Here is a 16,625-nt window from a genome sequence, read left to right as displayed (position 1 = left end):
GGCCGACCGGGCCCACGTCGCCAGCTCGCGCGGCATCTCCACGGGGTGGGGCAGGCTGAGGCGCACGCGGTCGCGGACGACGTAGGTGCCCGCGGCGTAGTCGCCCAGGCGCTTGCCACGCGAGCTCAGCATCGCCGAGAAGAAGGCGGGCGCCCCGGAGAAGGCGTAGATCTCCACGAAGCCGATCAGCGCGCGCACGAAGGCGTGCTGGAAGGTGATCGGGCCGGCGTCGTCGCGCACGGCGCGCAGCCCCATCGCCCACTTGCCCAGCGACTTGCCGCGGGTCAGTGTCTCCACCGTCGTGGCCAGGACCCCCAGCGTCAGCAGGCCGACGAGCAGGACGACCGCGTCGATCACCCCGGCGAGCAGCCGCGACGGCAGTCCGGCGGGGCGCAGGTCGAGGGCGACGGCCTCCCCGGTGACGAGGTCGTCGGTGGTCAGGGCGGCGTAGGCGGCGCGCTCGGGCGCCGCGGCGGTCCGCAGGTCGGGCTCGGCCATCGCGGGCCAGCATAGGGTGGTGGGCGTGGACCTCGACGCCTACGTGATGGCACACCACGACGAGTGGCGCCGCCTCGAGGAGCTCACGAAGCGCCGCCGGCTCACCGGTGCCGAGGGCGACGAGCTGGTCGACCGCTACCAGCAGGTCGCCACGCACCTGTCGGTCGTGCGCACCTCGGCCCCCGACGCCGCGCTGGTCGCCTACCTCTCCGCCCTGCTGTCCCGGGCGCGCAACAAGTCGGCCGGCACCCGGTCGACGACCTGGCGCGGGGTGCTCGCCTTCTTCACCGAGCGTTTCCCGGCTGCGCTCTACCGGCTCCGCTGGTGGTGGCTGGGCACGTTCGCGGCCAACGTCGTGGTCGTCGCGGTGATGATGTGGTGGCTGCTGGGCAATCCCGACGTCGAGCAGGGACTGCTGACCCCCGACGAGGTCGACCAGCTCGTCGACGAGGACTTCGAGGGCTACTACAGCCAGTACGCCGCGTCGCACTTCGCCGCCCAGGTGTGGGTCAACAACGCGTGGGTGGCCGCGCTGTGCATCGCGCTGGGGGCCCTCGGGGCGCCGGTCGTCTGGCTGCTCCTGCAGAACGTCGCCAACCTGGCGATCATCGGCTCGATCATGACCCGGCACGGCCATGCCGGGCACTTCTGGGGCCTGATCCTCCCGCACGGGCTGCTGGAGCTGACGGCGGTGTTCGTCGCCGGCGGTGTCGGGCTGCGGCTGTTCTGGTCGTGGGTCGAGCCGGGGTCGCTGCCGCGCGCCCAGTCCCTGGCCCGCGAGGGCCGCACCGCCGGCACCGTCGCGCTGGGGCTGGTCGCGGTGCTGTTCGTCAGCGGCGTCATCGAGGCCTTCGTGACGCCGTCCGGGCTGCCCACCTGGGCGCGCGTCGGCATCGGCGTGGTGGCCGAGCTGGTCTTCCTCGCCTACGTCTTCGTGGCCGGTCGCGCGGCGTACCACCGCGGCGCCACCGGCGACCTCGACGCCGCGCTGCTCGAGGACCGCGTGGCCACCCAGGCCTGACGTCGCGCCGGCGTCACCCCGTGAGGAGCGCGGCGAGCGCCGCGGCCAGGGAGGCGACCGCCAGCAGGGCCCGCACGCGGTCGACGGCCAGCAGCCTCCGCAGGAGGGCGGGCTCGGGCTCCGCCAGGCGGCCGTGGGTGGGCGCGGCGAGGAACGCGGTGACCGCGATGCAGCCGGCGGCGAGCGCGACGGCGACGACGGCGTACGACGACGGGCCGGCCGCGAGCGTCCAGCCGCCGGTGAGCACGAGCGCGCCGTACAGCAGGCCGACGATCGGAGCGATGGTGCGGCTGTGGCGCCCGTGCGCCTCGGGCCAGCGGTCGGCCGGGACGCGCGCCAGCGCCGGGTAGACCAGCGCGGTCACCGTCACCTGGAAGGCCGCGTGGCCGGCCGCGGCGAGGGTGTACGCCAGCAGCGAGGGCTCGACGTTCACGACACGGCGAGCACGGCGCGGGCGGCCCGCTCGCCGCTGACCAGCGCGCCCTGGAGGGACGCGGTGTCCTGGTGGTCGCCGCACACGACGATCCCGCCGCGGACGGCGACGCGGCGCCGCTCCACGAACGGCACCGGCTGTGCGGGCAACGCGTCGGGCACCTCGTGGCGGGCCACGGTCTCCCAGCGGGCGCCGGGGGTGCCCAGCAGCTCGGCGGCGTGCCGCTCCATCTCCTCGCCGGTGGGCGCCGCGCCGCCGCGGCGCAGCAGGGCCGAGGCCTGCACGAGGTGCCGGCCTGCCGGTGCGTACGTCGGTGCGGCGTTCGACACGACGGCGGTGTTCACCACGGGGCCGCGGGCGCGGGCCCGGGCGTCCACGTGCAGCAGGTCGGAGCCGGTGGGCGGGTCGTCGGTGGCGAACCACTGGGTGACCACGCCGCGGACGTCCAGGCTGCCGGTGCCGGTCAGCCCAGCCGCCTCCCGCGGACCCGTGGCCACGACGAGGTGCCGGGCGCGCAGCGTCTCGCCGTCGACGGCGACGTGGAAGCCGCCCGCGGTCGGCGCCACCGACCGCACCCGGGCTCCGAGCCGGATCCGGCCCCCGAGGTGGCCGGCCAGCTGCCGGGGCAGCGCCCGCATGCCCTGCGCGGGCAGGCCCGGGGTGCCGCTGGCGAAGGCGCTCACCAGGAGCAGTGCGTACGCCGCGGCGGTGCCGCCCTCGTCGTCGAGGACGACCCCGGTGAGGAAGCGGTCGACCACCCGCCGCAGCGTGCCGCCGAGCCCGGCCCGGTCGAGGGAGTCACGCAGGGTGCCGTGGACCCGGTCCTCCAGCCGCGCGCCCAGCCGGTCACGGCCGACGGAGGCGCGGAGCAGGGGAGCGGTCCAGCGGGCGAGGGCCCACAGCTCACCGGGGCGCGACGCCACCGCACGCGCCGTGGTCGCGGCGAGCCGGGGCTCGCGACGCGGGTCGGCGAGCACCTGCAGCCCGTCGTCGAGCCGGGCCGCGACGCCGGCGCCGAACTGCTGGAGCCCGAGCGCGTCGACGTCGACGAGGCGGCGTACGGCGGGATAGGCGGGGTTGAGGAGCTGGAACCCCCGGTCGAGGAGGAACCCGTCGACCTCCTCGGTGCGCACCCGGCCGCCCACCTCGTCGGCCGCCTCGAGGACCTGCACGTCCCGCCCGGCCGCGAGCAGGTCGCGGGCGCACTGGAGACCGGCCAGCCCGGCGCCGACCACCACGACGTCACGGCGGTCCACCGTCAGGAGCCGAAGCGGTCGACGTAGGCGACGACGCGGTTGAACATCGCGGTCACCGAGGCGAGGTCGGCGACGCCGGTGGCCGGCTGCGAGGCGAGGTCGTAGAGCACCGGGGCCGCCCGGTCGGGGGCGACCGCCCCGGCCACCTGCGCGCAGACGCGCGCGGCGTCGCGGACGGCGGTCGGCTCGACGGTCCACATCGACTCGAAGATGCGCTTGGCGTCGGGCACACCGGACTGCAGGGGCACCTCCCACGCCGTCAGCGCCACGGGCAGGTCGGTGGAGTCGCACACGACGGTCCACTCGCGGCGCATCGGGGCGTCGTGGGCCAGCGGCACCTCCACGGGCTTGCCGCCGGTCGACGGCTGGTCGAAGTCGGCGAACACGAACGCGGAGGTCGCCACCCGGCCCAGCTCGACCCACCGAGCCCGCGCCGGGGCGTAGCGGCTCGTGGTCTGGAAGGCGCCGAAGATGTGCGCCCGGTCGGCCTTGGCGCAGAACTCGTCCTCGATCGCCCACGACAGCGCCAGCAGCGTGGACTTCTTCAGCTGGTGGGTCGCCAGGTGCGGGTGGCGCCTGCGCAGGGTGGCGTAGACCGACGGCGACCGCGGTGCGGCCGCCCGCCCGGCGGCGCGCGTCATCTCCTCGATGGCCACGTCGAGGCGCACCCCGGCGTCACGACGGTGCACGACGGCGAGCACGCCCTCGACGTCCGACTCGGCGTAGCGGCGGTGCCCGCTCTCGAGCCGGGTGGGGCAGGGGAAGCCGTGCCGCTGCTCCCAGACCCTCAGCGTGGCGGGGCTGATCCCGGTGCGGTCGGCGAGGTCGCCGATCGTCAGGGCCGACTCCCCTGCGTCGGACCCTTGCGAAAACCTCGACGATGTGTTCATGTTCTGACCATAGTTCTTCAACAACCTGTTGAGGAAGGTGTTGACCGAGAAATCTGGAGGCGTCGTGTCGATCAGCAGTGGACCCGAGACGGGAGCGAGCAACGAGGTGGTCGACTGGACCGATCTCGGCCAGCGCATGTGGAGCTTCCTCACCGGTCGTGAGGCAGCCATCCACTACTCCTTCGAGGACATGGCCGTCGAGGTGCCGCGCGACACCGGCCCCCGGGCGCCGCGTGCCACGTGGAAGCTCAACGGCACGCTCACCATCACCACGAGCGAGCACGGAGGGAGCGCACCGGACCGGAGCGGGGCGTGAGCCTGCGCGTCGCGGCCGACCTGGTCCTGGAGCTGGAGCGACCGGGAGCCGCGACGGTGCACGGCCGGATGACCGGGCGCGACAACCGGCTCGTCCTCGAGGTCGACGACCCCGGCGCCTTCGCTGGCGCCGGGGACGCCGTCGCCGTCCGGGCCCTGGCCCAGGGCCTGGCTGCCCAGGGCGTGCAGGTGCGCGTCGAGCACGGGGGCACCCACCTGGTCACGCTCGGAGCCGTGTCGGCGCCGTGGTGGCAGCGGCGTCTCACCGGGACCCGCCGCGTCCGGCTCGGCAGCCTGCGCGGCGCCTGGACCGCGGGACGCTCGCGGGCCCGTCGTACGGCGCCCGTCCTGCCCGACGCCGGCCTGCTGCCGGCCCCGACGCTGTGGCCGATCGCCCCGACGATGCAGCGTCGTCCCCGTCGCCGGGCGACGACCACGCACGACCCGGCCGGTGGTGGGCAGGCACGCCTCGTGCACGCCCGCGGCCCGGTCGACCGGTCACGGTGGCTGCCCACCTACTGGCTGCACGACGGCCTGACCATCGGGTCGTCCGAGACGTGCGACGTGGTGCTCGGCGGCCTGGCCCCGGTGCACGCCCGCATCAGCCACGACGAGAACGACGAGTGGGTGGTGCACGCGGTCGACGGCGTGGTCCGCGTGCACGGTGCGCCCAAGGCGTCGAGCATCCTGCGCACCGGCACCCGCGTCGACCTCGGCGACCACACCCTGATCTACGCCCGCGAGGAGTTCGCCGACCACGGCCGCCCCTTCGGTGGTCGCATCGGGGGCGAGCTCGGTCACCAGGTGCCCCAGCCGCCGCGGCACCGGGGCTAGAGCAGGCCGCGCGCCTTGAGCGCGAGGTAGTGGTCGGCCAGCGCGGGCGGCAGCCCGGCCGCCGGCGCGTCGACCACGTCGACGCCGAGCGCCTGCAGCAGGTCGGCGGTGTGTCGGCGCCGGGCCAGCACCTGCTGAGCGGCCGCCGCGTCGTACACCTCGGCGGCATCGCCGTGCCGGGCGGCCATGGCGGTGAGGGCGGGGTCCTGCACGGAGGCGACGACGACCCGGTGGTGCCGGGTCAGGGTCGGCAGCACGGGCAGCAGGCCCTCCTCCACCGACGTGGGCTCGAGCGGCGTGAGGAGCACGACCAGCGCGCGCTGCCGGCCCAGCGCCGTGACCGCCCCGGCCAGGGCACGCCAGTCGGCCTCCGCAATGACCGGCTCGAGGTCGGCCATGGACTCCTGCAACGTCGCGGCGACGTCGCGCGCGCCGGTCGAGCGCAGCCTGCTGCGGACCTGCCGGTCGCCGGCGACGAAGTCGATGCGGTCGCCGGCCCGCGCAGCCAGCGCCGCGAGCAGCAGCGCGGCGTCCATCGCCGAGTCGATGCGGGGCACGTCCTCGACGCGGCCGGCCGAGGTGCGGGAGGTGTCGAGCACCAGCACCACGCGGCGGTCGCGCTCGGGCTGCCAGGTGCGCACCACGACGTCGCGGTTGCGGGCCGACGCGCGCCAGTCGATCGAGCGGACGTCGTCGCCGCGCACGTACTCGCGCAGCGAGTCGAACTCCGTGCCCTGGCCGCGCACCCGCACCGCCGAGCGGCCGTCGAGGTCTCGCAGCCGCGCCAGCCGCGACGGCAGGTGCTTGCGCGAGTCGAACGGAGGCAGCGAGCGGACCGTGCCGGGGACGTCGAGGGTGGCCTGGCGGGCGGCGAGGCCGAGGGGCCCGACGGTGCGCACGGTCACCCCGGACGCGGCCAGGTCGCCGCGGCGTACGGGCAGCAGGGGAGTCGCGACCCGGGCGCCGCGGTCGCGGGAGACGCGCACCCGGTGCCGGTTGGCGGTGGCGCCGGCGCTGGGCTGCCAGGCGTCGCGCACGGTCGCGTGCACGGTCCGCTCCCGCCCGGTGGTCAGCACCAGCTCCGAGGTCGCGGGCGTGCCCAGCCGCACGGTGCCGGGCGGGCGCCGGGTGATCGCCACGGTCCGAGGCGGCGGCGCGAGCGCCCAGTCGAGGAGCACGAGCACCGAGACGGCCAGCACCCACAGCCACACCGTGCCCATGCCGGGTCGCAGCACCACCGGCACCAGCCCCAGCAGGAGCAGCAGCGGCACGCGTCCGGTGATCGCCATCAGGCCCTCCGGCTCATCGCGGCACCGGCACCGAGCCCAGCGCGGAGGACAGCACGGCGCCGACGTCGACGCCCTCGAGCTCGGCCTCCGGTCGCAGCCCGAGCCGGTGCACCAGGGCCGCGTGGGCCAGGGCCTTGACGTCGTCCGGGGTCACGAAGTCACGACCGGTGAGCCAGGCCCAGGCCCGTGCCGCGCGCAGCAGCGCCGTCGCGCCGCGGGGGGAGACCCCCAGCGACAGCGACGGCGACTGCCGGGTCGCCCGGGCGATGTCGACGATGTAGCCGGCCACCTCCGGGGAGACCTGCACCGACCGGCAGGCCGCCTGGCCGGCGGCGATGTCGGCGGCCCCCGCGACCGGGGACACCCCGGCCGCGCCGAGGTCGCGCGGGTCGAAGCCCGCCGCGTGGCGGCTGAGGATCTCCAGCTCGGCGGCCCGGTCGGGCACGGGCAGCACCACCTTGAGCAGGAAGCGGTCGAGCTGGGCCTCGGGCAGGGGGTAGGTGCCCTCGTACTCCACGGGGTTCTGGGTCGCCGCGACGAGGAAGGGCCGGGGGAGGGGCCGCGAGACGCCGTCGACGGAGACCTGGCCCTCCTCCATCGCCTCGAGCAGGGCCGACTGCGTCTTCGGCGGGGTCCGGTTGATCTCGTCGGCGAGCAGCAGGTTGGTGAACAGGGGGCCCTCGCGGAACGCCAGCTCGCTGCGGGCTCCCTCGATCACCATCGAGCCGGTGATGTCGCCGGGCATCAGGTCGGGCGTGAACTGCACGCGCCGGGTCTGCACGTCCAGGGACGCCGCCAGGGTGCGCACCAGCAGGGTCTTGGCGACGCCCGGCACGCCCTCCATCAGCACGTGGCCACCCGTCAGGAGCGCGACGAGCAGCCCAGACACGGCGGCGTCCTGGCCGACGACGACCTTGCCGACCTCGGTGCGTACGGCGGCCAGTCGCTCGCGCGCGTCGCCGGCGTCGTGGCGCAGCGCCTCCTGGGATGGGTGGGTCATGTGCGGCGTACCTCTCTGTCGAGTGCGGCCAGCTCGCTGGCCAGGCGGATCAGGTCGGGGTCGGACGCCGGCGGGGGACCGTCGTGGTCGAGCAGCCGGGCCAGCTCCTCGGGCGGGCGTCCGGTGCGCTCGGCGAGCGCGGGCACCAGGGCACCCAGGTCGCCGGGCGGCAGCCGCAGCGCGGTCTCCGCCGACCTCCGGCTCGCGCGCCGCAGCGCTGCGGCGGCGTGCGCGCGGTCGCCGGTGCGCCGGTAGAGCCGCCCGCGGCTCTGGGTGGTCTCCACCGCCTTCACCACCACCGGCAGCGGCTCGGTGGCCAGCGGCCCGAGTCGCCGACCTCGCCAGAGCATCAGGGCGACCGTGCTGAGCCCGAGCAGCCACCCGGCCGGCAGCAACCAGGCCGGCAGCAGGCTGCGGACGCTGACGCCGTCGTCCCCCACGAGGTCGGCGTACGACGGGACGTACCAGACCAGGCGGGGCCGCTCGCCGAGCAGCCGCAGCGCCGCGGCGGCGTTGTCCGCCACCAGCACCTGGTCGTTGGCCAGGACGTCGCCTGCGCCGAGCAGCACCAGCGCGTCGGTGGGCCGCGTCAGCAGCCGGCCCTCGGCGGTGGGGAAGCAGCCCGGTTCCGCGAAGGCCTGGCCGCTCTCGATGCTGATGTCGAGGTCGCGCAGGGCGGGCTCGTCGCAGCCGGCGTCGACGTCGCCGTCCGGCCTGACCGTCGTCGGCAGCGACGACACCCCGAGCGCCCCGACGACCCCGATGCCGGGCTCGGCGACGACGAGCAGGCCGGGGGAGGCGTGGTCGAGCAGCCGACGGGTCGTGCTGTCGCCCAGCTGGTCGCTGGAGGTCACCAGCACCGTGGTGCCCGCGTCGACGGTCTCGTCGTCGAAGGCGTCGGCGCCGCGCACGACCCGCACGTCGACGCCCTCGTCGGCGAGCACCCTCCCGAGCGCGCGGGCGCCGTCGGGGCCGGGGTTGTCAGGGTCGAGCCGTGCCGCGGTGCGGTTGCCCGGCGTCCCGAGCAGCAGGACGACGAGCAGGGCCGCCAGCACCCCGCCGGCGATCAGCAGGGTGGAGCGGTGCCGCTGCCAGCCCCCGCTGCTCACCGCACGCCCACCAGGTCGTCGTCGAGCGCCAGCACGGAGACGGCCTGCTCCCGGGTGGCCGGGCGGCCGCCGTACAGGACGAGGTCGAAGCGGGTGGCGGCCTCCTCGGCCCGGGGCGCGAGCGCCGGCACGGCGGCACCGAGGTCGCGGGCCACCTCGCGCGCGGTGGTGCCCGGCGCCTCGGGAAGGCGGCCTCGCTCCACCTGGCGTACGGCGAGCGCCCGGAAGCCGTCGACGAGCGCGTCGTCCGCCCGGCCCTCGGCCAGGGCGGCCTCGGCGCGGGCGCGCAGCTCGGCAGCGCTGACGCGCTCGTCGGTCAGCACCGGACCGGCTGCCCGGTCGGCGGCCGCGGAGCCACGGGCCCGGCTGACGAGCCAGGCCAGCGCGAGGACGAGCAGGCAGAGGACGAGCATCGCGACGAAGGTGGACAGCGCGGGCACCCGGGAGGCGGCGTCGAGGCCGCGGTCCAGCGTGCGCTGGAGCCAGTCGAGCAGCCGGCCGAGGAGGTCCTGGTCGTTGTACTCCGGCCGGAGCAGCTCACGGCGCAGCAGCGACCGGGCCTCGTCGGGGGAGGGGTCGAGCGGTGCGAGGGGCAGGCTTCTCGTCACGGGACCCGGATCCCTGCCCGGGTCATCAGCTCGACGTCGTACGCCTCCTTGCGCATCCGCTGGTCGAGGTACTGCAACGACGTGACCGTCGCGGTGAACGGCGACACGAACGCCGCCGCCACCACGGAGGCGAGGGCCTGGCTGAGCACCAGCAGGAAGAGCGCCCACTCCGGCGGCGCCCCCGCCAGCATGGCGCCCTGGCCGAGGAAGGAGACGGGCAGGGAGAGCATGCTGCCGGCCACCTGCGCCACCACCACGGTCAGCAGCGCGATGCCGAAGGTGCGCCAGAACTGGCGCCGTGTCAGCGCATGGCCGCGGCGGATCGCGCCGACCACGCCGACGTCCTCGAGCATCAGGGCCGGCACGGGCAGGTAGTAGAGCCTGATCCAGAACCACACGAGGCAGGCCAGGAACACCGGGACGCTCACGAGGCCGTAGAGCACCACCGGCAACGTCCGGTCGGCGGAGAGCACGACCAGCACCCACGAGCCGGCGTACACGCCGATCAGGACGGTGAGCATCAGGGCGAGCAGGACCGTGAGTCCGATCAGCCGCCAGCGACGGCCGCGGGTCTCCTGCCACGCCTCGACCAGGCCGAGCCGCGTGCCGATCGCCGCGGCTGCGCAGACGCGGGCGATCATGCCGGTGACCAGGATCAGCCCGATCGACTGCAGGACCGTGCCGAGGACGAGCGAGCCTCCAGCGCCGAGAAGCCCGGCGATCTCCGCCGTGGTCGGCTCGCCCGACCCGGACGCGTCGAGGGAGAGGTCGACCGCCACGCTGAACCCCCCGGTGATGAGCACCGGGATGGCCATCGACACGGCCGCGACCAGCACGGCCGACCCCACCGTCGCGCGCGGGTTGAAGCGGATGATCTTGAACGCCGCGTCGTAGATGTCGCCGAGGCCCAGCGGCCGCAGGGGGAGGGCGCCGGGCTTGTGCGCGGCGCCCATCGGCGCCTGGCCCGGCGGGCGCCAGCCAGGAGGAGGGGGTGGGTAGGACGCCGGCGGCCACTGGCCCGGCTGCCACTGGCCGTGCCCGGGCGCGGGATGCATCGGCTGGGTCGGCTCGGAGCTTCCCGCACCGGCTCCCGGGGGCGGGAACTCGCCCTGACCAGACATGCCCGACCCCCGACTGTTGCTCCCGACTCGCTGCGGCGGCCATCCTCGCAGACCGGCACCAGCCCGGCTCCGCCCTCCGCCCGTCGGGCGGCGAGCGGGCGCCCCCGATCGGATTTGGTGTCGGGCGCGACCTCTGTCAAGATATCCAGGTTGCTCCGGCGGGTCGCCGGGGTGCGCCGCACCACTTGACTGCTGAATCGTGTCTCCGGATGGATCAGTGGTCGCCGTGCGCGGCCGCACCACTGACATCCACGGCTGTTCATCCCGGTCGTGTGCGGTGCCAGGGAGACCCGATCAGCCCGACGAACCGTCGGGCGCCACCCAGCAAGAGTTCGACGACCTGCGCCGAATGCCGTGCGAAACGCGCGACACGCCCGACCGCGGGGGTCGAACGAGGTGGCGGAGAGACAGGCGGGACGGCCTCACCCGGGGGACGTGTCGAGAACAGACCAGCACGCGGTACCACCGGCCGGCCCGGCGGTACGAGATCGATAAGGACGAGAGAGACCTATGGCGGGACAGAAGATCCGCATCAGGCTCAAGGCCTATGACCACGAGGTGATCGACACCTCGGCGCGCAAGATCGTGGACACCGTCACCCGCACGGGTGCCAAGGTCGCCGGCCCCGTGCCGCTGCCGACCGAGAAGAACGTCTACGTCGTCATCCGCTCGCCGCACAAGTACAAGGACTCGCGCGAGCACTTCGAGATGCGCACGCACAAGCGCCTCATCGACATCATCGACCCGACGCCCAAGACCGTCGACTCGCTGATGCGCCTCGACCTTCCTGCCGGTGTCGACATCGAGATCAAGCTCTGAGGTCCTGACAATGACTGCCACTTTCGAACGCAACGTGAAGGGCCTGCTGGGCACCAAGCTCGGCATGACCCAGGTGTGGGACGAGAACAACCGCATCGTCCCCGTCACCGTGATCGCGGCGACCACCAACGTGGTCACCCAGGTCCGCCAGCCCCAGACCGACGGCTACAACGCCATCCAGGTCGGCTTCGGCGAGATCGAGGGCCGCAAGGTCACCAAGCCGAACGCGGGGCACTTCGCCAAGGCCGGGGTCACCCCGCGCCGCCACCTGGTGGAGATCCGCACCTCCGACGCCGCGTCGTACTCCATCGGCCAGGAGCTCAGCGCCGAGCTGTTCGCCGCCGGCGACGAGATCGACGTGACGGGCACGAGCAAGGGAAAGGGCTACGCCGGTGTCATGAAGCGCCACGGCTTCCACGGCGTGTCCGCCTCGCACGGTGCCCACCGCAACCACCGCAAGCCCGGCTCGATCGGCGCCTGCGCCACTCCGGGTCGCGTCTTCAAGGGCACCCGCATGGCCGGCCGGATGGGCAACGACACCGTCACCACCCAGAACGTCACCGTGCACGCCGTCGACGCCGACCGTGGCCTGATCCTGCTCAAGGGTGCCGTCCCCGGCCCCAAGGGCGGCGTCGTGGTGCTGCGCTCGGCCGCCAAGAAGACGCAGGAGGCCTGACATGGCTGCCAAGACCCTCAAGGTCGACCTTCCCGCCGAGATCTTCGACGTCGAGGTCAACATCCCGCTGATCCACCAGGTCGTCATCGCCCAGCAGGCCGCCGCCCGTCAGGGCACGGCCAGCACCAAGCGTCGCGGCGAGGTCCGCGGCGGTGGCCGCAAGCCCTACAAGCAGAAGGGCACCGGCCGTGCCCGCCAGGGCTCGACCCGCGCGCCGCAGTTCGCCGGCGGCGGCATCGTGCACGGTCCCAAGCCGCGTGACTACGACCAGCGCACGCCCAAGAAGATGAAGGCCGCCGCCCTGCGCGGTGCCCTCTCCGACCGGGCCCGCGAGGGTCGCATCCACGTGGTCGACTCGCTGGTCTCGGGCGACGTGCCCTCCACGAAGTCGGCGCTGGCCGCCCTGGCCGGCCTGACCGACCGCGTGCGCCACCTCGTCGTGCTCGAGCGCACCGACGCCGTCACCTGGCTCTCGCTGCGCAACGCCCAGCAGGTGCACATCGTGGCCGTCGACCAGCTCAACACCTACGACGTCCTCGCCAGCGACGACGTGGTCTTCACCCAGGGTGCCTACGACGCGTTCGTCTCCAAGGCGCCGACCTCGGCCGAGCGCCCGGTCAGCCGCAGGGCTCCCGCCGTGGAGGCGCCCGCCGCCGACACGGTCACCGAGCCCGCGCAGGCGCCGGTCGACGAGGCCGACGTGGAGACCGCCGAAGGGCTCGACACGGAGACCGAGACCGTCGAGGCCGAGGCCGAGGTCGAGCTGCCCCAGGGCGCGAAGGCCCCCCTGAAGAGCGGCAACGCTCCCAAGGGCTACGAGGTCAAGGGTGCCGCCGGCACCTACCACGCCCCCGACGACGCGGGCTACGACGCCGCCGTCGCCGAGGTCTGGTTCAAGTCCGTCGACGACGCGGAGGCCGCCGGGCTGAGCGCCGCTGACAAGGAGGGCGAGAAGTGAGCACCCTGCACAAGGACCACCGCGACATCCTGATCGCCCCGGTCGTGTCCGAGAAGAGCTACGGCCTCCTCGACGCCAACAAGTACACCTTCATCGTCCGCCCGGACGCCAACAAGACCGAGATCAAGATCGCGGTCGAGAAGGTGTTCAACGTGAAGGTGACGTCGGTCAACACGATCAACCGGATCGGCAAGACGCGTCGCACCCGCACCGGCCTGGGCAAGCGCAAGGACACCAAGCGCGCCATCGTCAGCCTCGCCGAGGGCCACCGCATCGACATCTTCGGAGGTCCGGTCTCCTGACCGGGCTCCTGACTAGGAACTGATATGGCTATCCGCAAGTACAAGCCGACCACCCCGGGCCGTCGTGGCTCGTCGGTGGCCGACTTCGTCGAGATCACCCGGACCACGCCGGAGAAGTCGCTGACGCGCCCGCTGCCCAAGAAGGGCGGCCGCAACAACCAGGGCCGGATCACCACCCGGCACCAGGGTGGCGGCCACAAGCGCGCCTACCGCATCATCGACTTCCGTCGCTACGACAAGGACGGCGTGCCGGCCAAGGTCGCTCACATCGAGTACGACCCCAACCGCACCGCTCGCATCGCGCTGCTGCACTACGCCGACGGCGAGAAGCGCTACATCATCGCGCCGCGTGACCTGGCCCAGGGCACCCCCGTGGAGTCCGGCCCCAACGCCGACATCAAGCCCGGCAACAACCTGCCCCTGCGCAACATCCCGGTCGGCACCACGATCCACTGCGTGGAGCTGCGTCCGGGCGGCGGCGCCAAGATCGCCCGGTCCGCCGGCATCTCGGCCCAGCTCGTCGCCAAGGAGGGCTCGCGCGCCACCCTGCGCATGCCGTCCGGCGAGATGCGCTTCGTCGACGTGCGCTGCCGCGCCAGCGTCGGTGAGGTCGGCAACGCCGAGCAGTCCAACATCAACTGGGGCAAGGCCGGCCGGATGCGCTGGAAGGGCAAGCGCCCGACCGTCCGCGGTGTCGTCATGAACCCGGTCGACCACCCGCACGGTGGTGGTGAGGGCAAGACGTCCGGTGGACGTCACCCCGTGTCCCCCTGGGGCAAGCCCGAGGGCCGCACGCGCACGCGCAAGGCCAGCGACTCCCAGATCATCCGTCGCCGCAAGTCCGGCAAGGGTAGGAAGTAACCGACATGCCTCGTAGCCTCAAGAAGGGCCCCTTCGTCGACGGCCACCTGATCAAGAAGGTGGATGCCGAGAACGACAAGGGCAGCCACAACGTGATCAAGACCTGGTCGCGCCGCTCGATGATCGTGCCGTCGATGATCGGCCACACGATCGCCGTGCACGACGGCCGCAAGCACGTCCCCGTGTTCGTGACCGACTCGATGGTCGGCCACAAGCTCGGGGAGTTCGCCCCGACCCGCACCTACCGCGGGCACGTGAAGGAAGACCGGAAGGGACGTCGTCGATGAGTGTCACCGAGCGCCGGCGCACCAGCGCCCGCCGCGAGTCCCTGCTGGGTGACCAGCCGGGTGCCTTCGCGACGGCGCGGTACGTGCGCATCGCCCCGATGAAGGCCCGCCGTGTCGTCGACATGGTCCGCGGCCTGCCCGTCGACGAGGCCCTGGCCCTGCTGCAGTTCGCGCCGCAGGCCGCCTCCGAGACCGTCTACAAGGTGCTGGAGAGCGCGGTCGCCAACGCCGAGGGCACCGAGAGCCTGAACGCCGGCGAGCTGGTCGTCTCCGTCGCCCGGGTCGACGAGGGCCCCACGATGAAGCGGTGGCGTCCGCGTGCCCAGGGCCGTGCCACGCGCATCAACAAGCGCACGAGCCACATCACCCTGGCCGTCCAGCCGGCGGATGTCGTCGCCGCGCAGAGGACCCAGAAGAAGGGACGGGCCTGATGGGCCAGAAGATCAACCCGAACGGTTTCCGGCTCGGCATCTCCACCGACCACAAGAGCCGCTGGTACGCCGACAAGCTCTACAAGGCCTACGTCGGCGAGGACGTCGCGATCCGCAAGCTGCTCTCCAAGGGCATGGAGCGGGCCGGCATCGCCAAGGTCGAGATCGAGCGCACCCGCGACCGCGTCCGGGTGGACATCCACACCGCGCGTCCGGGCATCGTGATCGGTCGCCGTGGCGCCGAGGCCGACCGCATCCGTGGTGAGCTCGAGAAGCTCACCGGCAAGCAGGTCCAGCTCAACATCCTCGAGGTGAAGAACCCCGAGGTGGACGCTCAGCTGGTCGCCCAGGGTGTCGCCGAGCAGCTCTCCGGTCGCGTGCAGTTCCGTCGCGCCATGCGCAAGGCGATGCAGACCTCGATGCGCTCGGGTGCCAAGGGCATCCGGATCCAGTGCTCGGGTCGCCTCAACGGCGCCGAGATGTCGCGCACCGAGTTCTACCGCGAGGGCCGCGTGCCCCTGCACACCCTGCGTGCCGACATCGACTACGGCTTCTACGAGGCCAAGACGACCTTCGGCCGCATCGGCGTGAAGGTCTGGATCTACAAGGGTGAGGTCGCCGCGACCCGCGCCGAGCGTCAGGCCCAGCAGGCCGCGCGTGCCGGTGCTCCCGGCCGCGGTGGCGCCGGTGGACGCCCGCAACGCGGCGGCGAGCGGGGCAGCGAGCGCCCGAGCCGTGGCTCGCGTGGTGACCGCTCCACCGGGGCACCCCGCACCGACGCGCCGGCCGAGGCCGCTGCTCCCGCAGCGACCGACGCCCCGTCCGCCGAGGCTGCGACCACGTCGAGCAATGGGGAGGCCTGAGCAATGTTGATGCCCCGTCGTGTCAAGCACCGCAAGCAGCACCACCCGAAGCGGACCGGTGCCGCCAAGGGTGGCACCACGCTCGCCTTCGGTGACTTCGGTATCCAGGCGGTCGAGGGTTCCTACGTGACGAACCGGCAGATCGAGTCGGCTCGTATCGCCATGACCCGCCACATCAAGCGCGGCGGAAAGGTCTGGATCAACATCTACCCGGACCGTCCGCTGACCAAGAAGCCCGCCGAGACCCGCATGGGCTCCGGAAAGGGCTCCCCCGAGTGGTGGGTGGCGAACGTCAAGCCCGGCCGCGTCATGTTCGAACTGTCCGGCGTGGACGAGGAGACCGCTCGTGAGGCCATGCGCCGCGCGATGCACAAGCTCCCGCTGAAGTGCCGGTTCATCTCCCGCGAGGCTGGTGAATTCTGATGAGCGACAAGTTGAGCGCATTCGAGCTCGATGAGATGAACGCGACCGACCTCGAGGCCAAGCTGCGCGAGGCCAAGGAGGAGTTGTTCAACCTGCGGTTCCAGGCGGCCACCGGCCAGCTGGAGAGCCACGGCCGCCTCCGCACGGTCAAGAAGGACATCGCCCGGATCTACACCGTGGTGCGCGAGCGCGAGCTCGGCATCCGGTCCACCCCGGGTGCTAGCAAGGAAGAGGCGTCCGCATGAGTGAGGCTGCGCAGAACACCGAGGCCGGCCAGGCCGACCGCAAGGCGCGCAAGGTCCGTGAGGGCCTCGTCGTGAGCGACAAGATGGACAAGACGATCGTCGTGACCGTCGAGGACCGCGTCAAGCACGCGCTCTACGGCAAGGTCCTGCGTCGTACGTCGAAGCTCAAGGCCCACGACGAGCAGAACGAGTGCGGCATCGGCGACCGGGTGCTGATCATGGAGACCCGGCCGCTGTCGGCCACCAAGCGCTGGCGCGTCGTCCAGGTCCTCGAGAAGGCCAAGTGATCCCAGGGGTCCGCCCCTGGCCCACCGGCCCCACGACCACACATCAGTTCGGCAAGGCTCGAACGCCCGGGAGGGCGGCGAGAACCAGCTCGACAACCA

Annotated in this window: 23 protein-coding genes; 14 read left to right on the top strand and 9 right to left on the bottom strand. The window is 73.3% G+C overall.

All coding sequences use genetic code 11. The features are described from left to right. The coding region (locus tag QZX64_RS02220) for an RDD family protein (protein ID WP_295656586.1) at window positions 1-498 on the bottom strand (498 nt) is incomplete at its 3' end. A 25-nt stretch (window positions 499-523) separates the two neighbouring features. On the opposite strand from QZX64_RS02220, the gene QZX64_RS02215 reads away from it, so the two are divergent. Beyond that, on the top strand, window positions 524-1,519 hold the full coding sequence (locus QZX64_RS02215) for a stage II sporulation protein M (protein ID WP_295656584.1): 996 nt from the start codon (window positions 524-526) through the stop codon (window positions 1,517-1,519). 13 nt (window positions 1,520-1,532) lie between these two features. Here QZX64_RS02215 and QZX64_RS02210 read toward each other — a convergent pair whose 3' ends face one another. From QZX64_RS02210 to QZX64_RS02200, 3 genes are read right to left on the bottom strand one after another with little or no spacing between them, the layout of a single operon-like run. Beyond that, window positions 1,533-1,952, bottom strand: a complete 420-nt coding sequence (locus QZX64_RS02210) for a hypothetical protein (protein ID WP_295656583.1) — start codon at window positions 1,950-1,952, stop codon at window positions 1,533-1,535. After that, complete coding sequence (locus QZX64_RS02205) at window positions 1,949-3,208, bottom strand: NAD(P)/FAD-dependent oxidoreductase (protein ID WP_295656582.1); 1,260 nt, start codon at window positions 3,206-3,208, stop codon at window positions 1,949-1,951. Before QZX64_RS02205 ends, QZX64_RS02210 begins: the two co-directional genes overlap by 4 nt. 2 nt (window positions 3,209-3,210) lie before the next feature. After that, the gene (locus QZX64_RS02200) at window positions 3,211-4,098 is read right to left on the bottom strand and encodes a DICT sensory domain-containing protein (RefSeq protein ID WP_295656580.1); all 888 of its coding nucleotides are present in this window, start codon (window positions 4,096-4,098) and stop codon (window positions 3,211-3,213) included. Window positions 4,099-4,162: 64 nt separating this feature from the next. On the opposite strand from QZX64_RS02200, the gene QZX64_RS02195 reads away from it, so the two are divergent. Continuing rightward, on the top strand, window positions 4,163-4,414 hold the full coding sequence (locus QZX64_RS02195; RefSeq protein ID WP_295656579.1) for a hypothetical protein: 252 nt from the start codon (window positions 4,163-4,165) through the stop codon (window positions 4,412-4,414). Continuing rightward, the gene (locus QZX64_RS02190) at window positions 4,411-5,247 is read left to right on the top strand and encodes an FHA domain-containing protein (protein ID WP_295656577.1); all 837 of its coding nucleotides are present in this window, start codon (window positions 4,411-4,413) and stop codon (window positions 5,245-5,247) included. The genes QZX64_RS02195 and QZX64_RS02190 overlap by 4 nt, the downstream gene beginning before the upstream one ends. On the opposite strand, the gene QZX64_RS02185 is transcribed toward QZX64_RS02190, so the two are convergent. Genes QZX64_RS02185 through QZX64_RS02165 form a run of 5 tightly spaced genes read right to left on the bottom strand, consistent with a single transcriptional unit; the run spans window position 5,244 to window position 10,206 of the window. Then, window positions 5,244-6,536: a DUF58 domain-containing protein gene (locus tag QZX64_RS02185; RefSeq protein WP_295656574.1), complete on the bottom strand. Its 1,293-nt coding sequence runs from the start codon at window positions 6,534-6,536 to the stop codon at window positions 5,244-5,246. The two genes, QZX64_RS02190 and QZX64_RS02185, sit on opposite strands and share 4 nt — an antisense overlap. Before the next feature lie 13 nt (window positions 6,537-6,549). Further along, window positions 6,550-7,536: a MoxR family ATPase gene (locus QZX64_RS02180; RefSeq protein WP_295656572.1), complete on the bottom strand. Its 987-nt coding sequence runs from the start codon at window positions 7,534-7,536 to the stop codon at window positions 6,550-6,552. Beyond that, window positions 7,533-8,645, bottom strand: coding sequence for a DUF4350 domain-containing protein (locus QZX64_RS02175; protein ID WP_295656571.1), 1,113 nt, complete (start codon window positions 8,643-8,645; stop codon window positions 7,533-7,535). The genes QZX64_RS02180 and QZX64_RS02175 overlap by 4 nt, the downstream gene beginning before the upstream one ends. Beyond that, window positions 8,642-9,253: a DUF4129 domain-containing protein gene (locus QZX64_RS02170; RefSeq protein WP_295656570.1), complete on the bottom strand. Its 612-nt coding sequence runs from the start codon at window positions 9,251-9,253 to the stop codon at window positions 8,642-8,644. Before QZX64_RS02170 ends, QZX64_RS02175 begins: the two co-directional genes overlap by 4 nt. Beyond that, window positions 9,250-10,206 (bottom strand): hypothetical protein, encoded by a 957-nt coding sequence (locus tag QZX64_RS02165; RefSeq protein ID WP_295656567.1) that lies wholly within the window; start codon window positions 10,204-10,206, stop codon window positions 9,250-9,252. Before QZX64_RS02165 ends, QZX64_RS02170 begins: the two co-directional genes overlap by 4 nt. 678 nt (window positions 10,207-10,884) lie before the next feature. Here QZX64_RS02165 and rpsJ point away from each other — a divergent pair. Genes rpsJ through rpsQ form a run of 11 tightly spaced genes read left to right on the top strand, consistent with a single transcriptional unit; the run spans window position 10,885 to window position 16,526 of the window. Then, the gene (gene rpsJ / locus QZX64_RS02160; protein ID WP_182524561.1) at window positions 10,885-11,193 is read left to right on the top strand and encodes a 30S ribosomal protein S10; all 309 of its coding nucleotides are present in this window, start codon (window positions 10,885-10,887) and stop codon (window positions 11,191-11,193) included. Window positions 11,194-11,203: 10 nt separating this feature from the next. Next, complete coding sequence (rplC, locus tag QZX64_RS02155; protein ID WP_295656564.1) at window positions 11,204-11,869, top strand: 50S ribosomal protein L3; 666 nt, start codon at window positions 11,204-11,206, stop codon at window positions 11,867-11,869. Window position 11,870: 1 nt separating this feature from the next. Continuing rightward, a complete protein-coding gene (gene rplD / locus QZX64_RS16710; RefSeq protein WP_366558497.1) occupies window positions 11,871-12,827 on the top strand; it encodes a 50S ribosomal protein L4 in 957 nt (318 codons plus the stop codon). Then, window positions 12,824-13,129: a 50S ribosomal protein L23 gene (rplW, locus tag QZX64_RS02145; protein ID WP_248583195.1), complete on the top strand. Its 306-nt coding sequence runs from the start codon at window positions 12,824-12,826 to the stop codon at window positions 13,127-13,129. The genes rplD and rplW overlap by 4 nt, the downstream gene beginning before the upstream one ends. Before the next feature lie 24 nt (window positions 13,130-13,153). Continuing rightward, window positions 13,154-13,990 carry a 50S ribosomal protein L2 gene (gene rplB, locus QZX64_RS02140; RefSeq protein ID WP_295656560.1) on the top strand — a complete coding sequence of 279 codons (837 nt, stop codon included), beginning with the start codon at window positions 13,154-13,156 and terminating at the stop codon, window positions 13,988-13,990. A gap of 5 nt (window positions 13,991-13,995) precedes the next feature. Then, complete coding sequence (gene rpsS, locus QZX64_RS02135; protein ID WP_295656557.1) at window positions 13,996-14,277, top strand: 30S ribosomal protein S19; 282 nt, start codon at window positions 13,996-13,998, stop codon at window positions 14,275-14,277. Next, on the top strand, window positions 14,274-14,708 hold the full coding sequence (gene rplV / locus QZX64_RS02130; RefSeq protein ID WP_295656554.1) for a 50S ribosomal protein L22: 435 nt from the start codon (window positions 14,274-14,276) through the stop codon (window positions 14,706-14,708). The genes rpsS and rplV overlap by 4 nt, the downstream gene beginning before the upstream one ends. After that, window positions 14,708-15,571: a 30S ribosomal protein S3 gene (gene rpsC, locus QZX64_RS02125; RefSeq protein WP_295656553.1), complete on the top strand. Its 864-nt coding sequence runs from the start codon at window positions 14,708-14,710 to the stop codon at window positions 15,569-15,571. The genes rplV and rpsC overlap by 1 nt, the downstream gene beginning before the upstream one ends. Before the next feature lie 3 nt (window positions 15,572-15,574). Beyond that, window positions 15,575-15,994, top strand: coding sequence for a 50S ribosomal protein L16 (rplP, locus tag QZX64_RS02120; protein WP_295656551.1), 420 nt, complete (start codon window positions 15,575-15,577; stop codon window positions 15,992-15,994). Then, window positions 15,994-16,239 (top strand): 50S ribosomal protein L29, encoded by a 246-nt coding sequence (gene rpmC, locus QZX64_RS02115; RefSeq protein ID WP_295656550.1) that lies wholly within the window; start codon window positions 15,994-15,996, stop codon window positions 16,237-16,239. Before rplP ends, rpmC begins: the two co-directional genes overlap by 1 nt. After that, a complete protein-coding gene (gene rpsQ / locus QZX64_RS02110; RefSeq protein ID WP_295656549.1) occupies window positions 16,236-16,526 on the top strand; it encodes a 30S ribosomal protein S17 in 291 nt (96 codons plus the stop codon). Before rpmC ends, rpsQ begins: the two co-directional genes overlap by 4 nt. Window positions 16,527-16,625: the final 99 nt, after the last annotated feature.

Origin of the sequence: uncultured Nocardioides sp. (genome assembly GCF_902805925.1) — a bacterium.
Classification (GTDB): domain Bacteria; phylum Actinomycetota; class Actinomycetes; order Propionibacteriales; family Nocardioidaceae; genus Nocardioides.
This window is presented reverse-complemented; position numbering and strand designations above follow the sequence as displayed.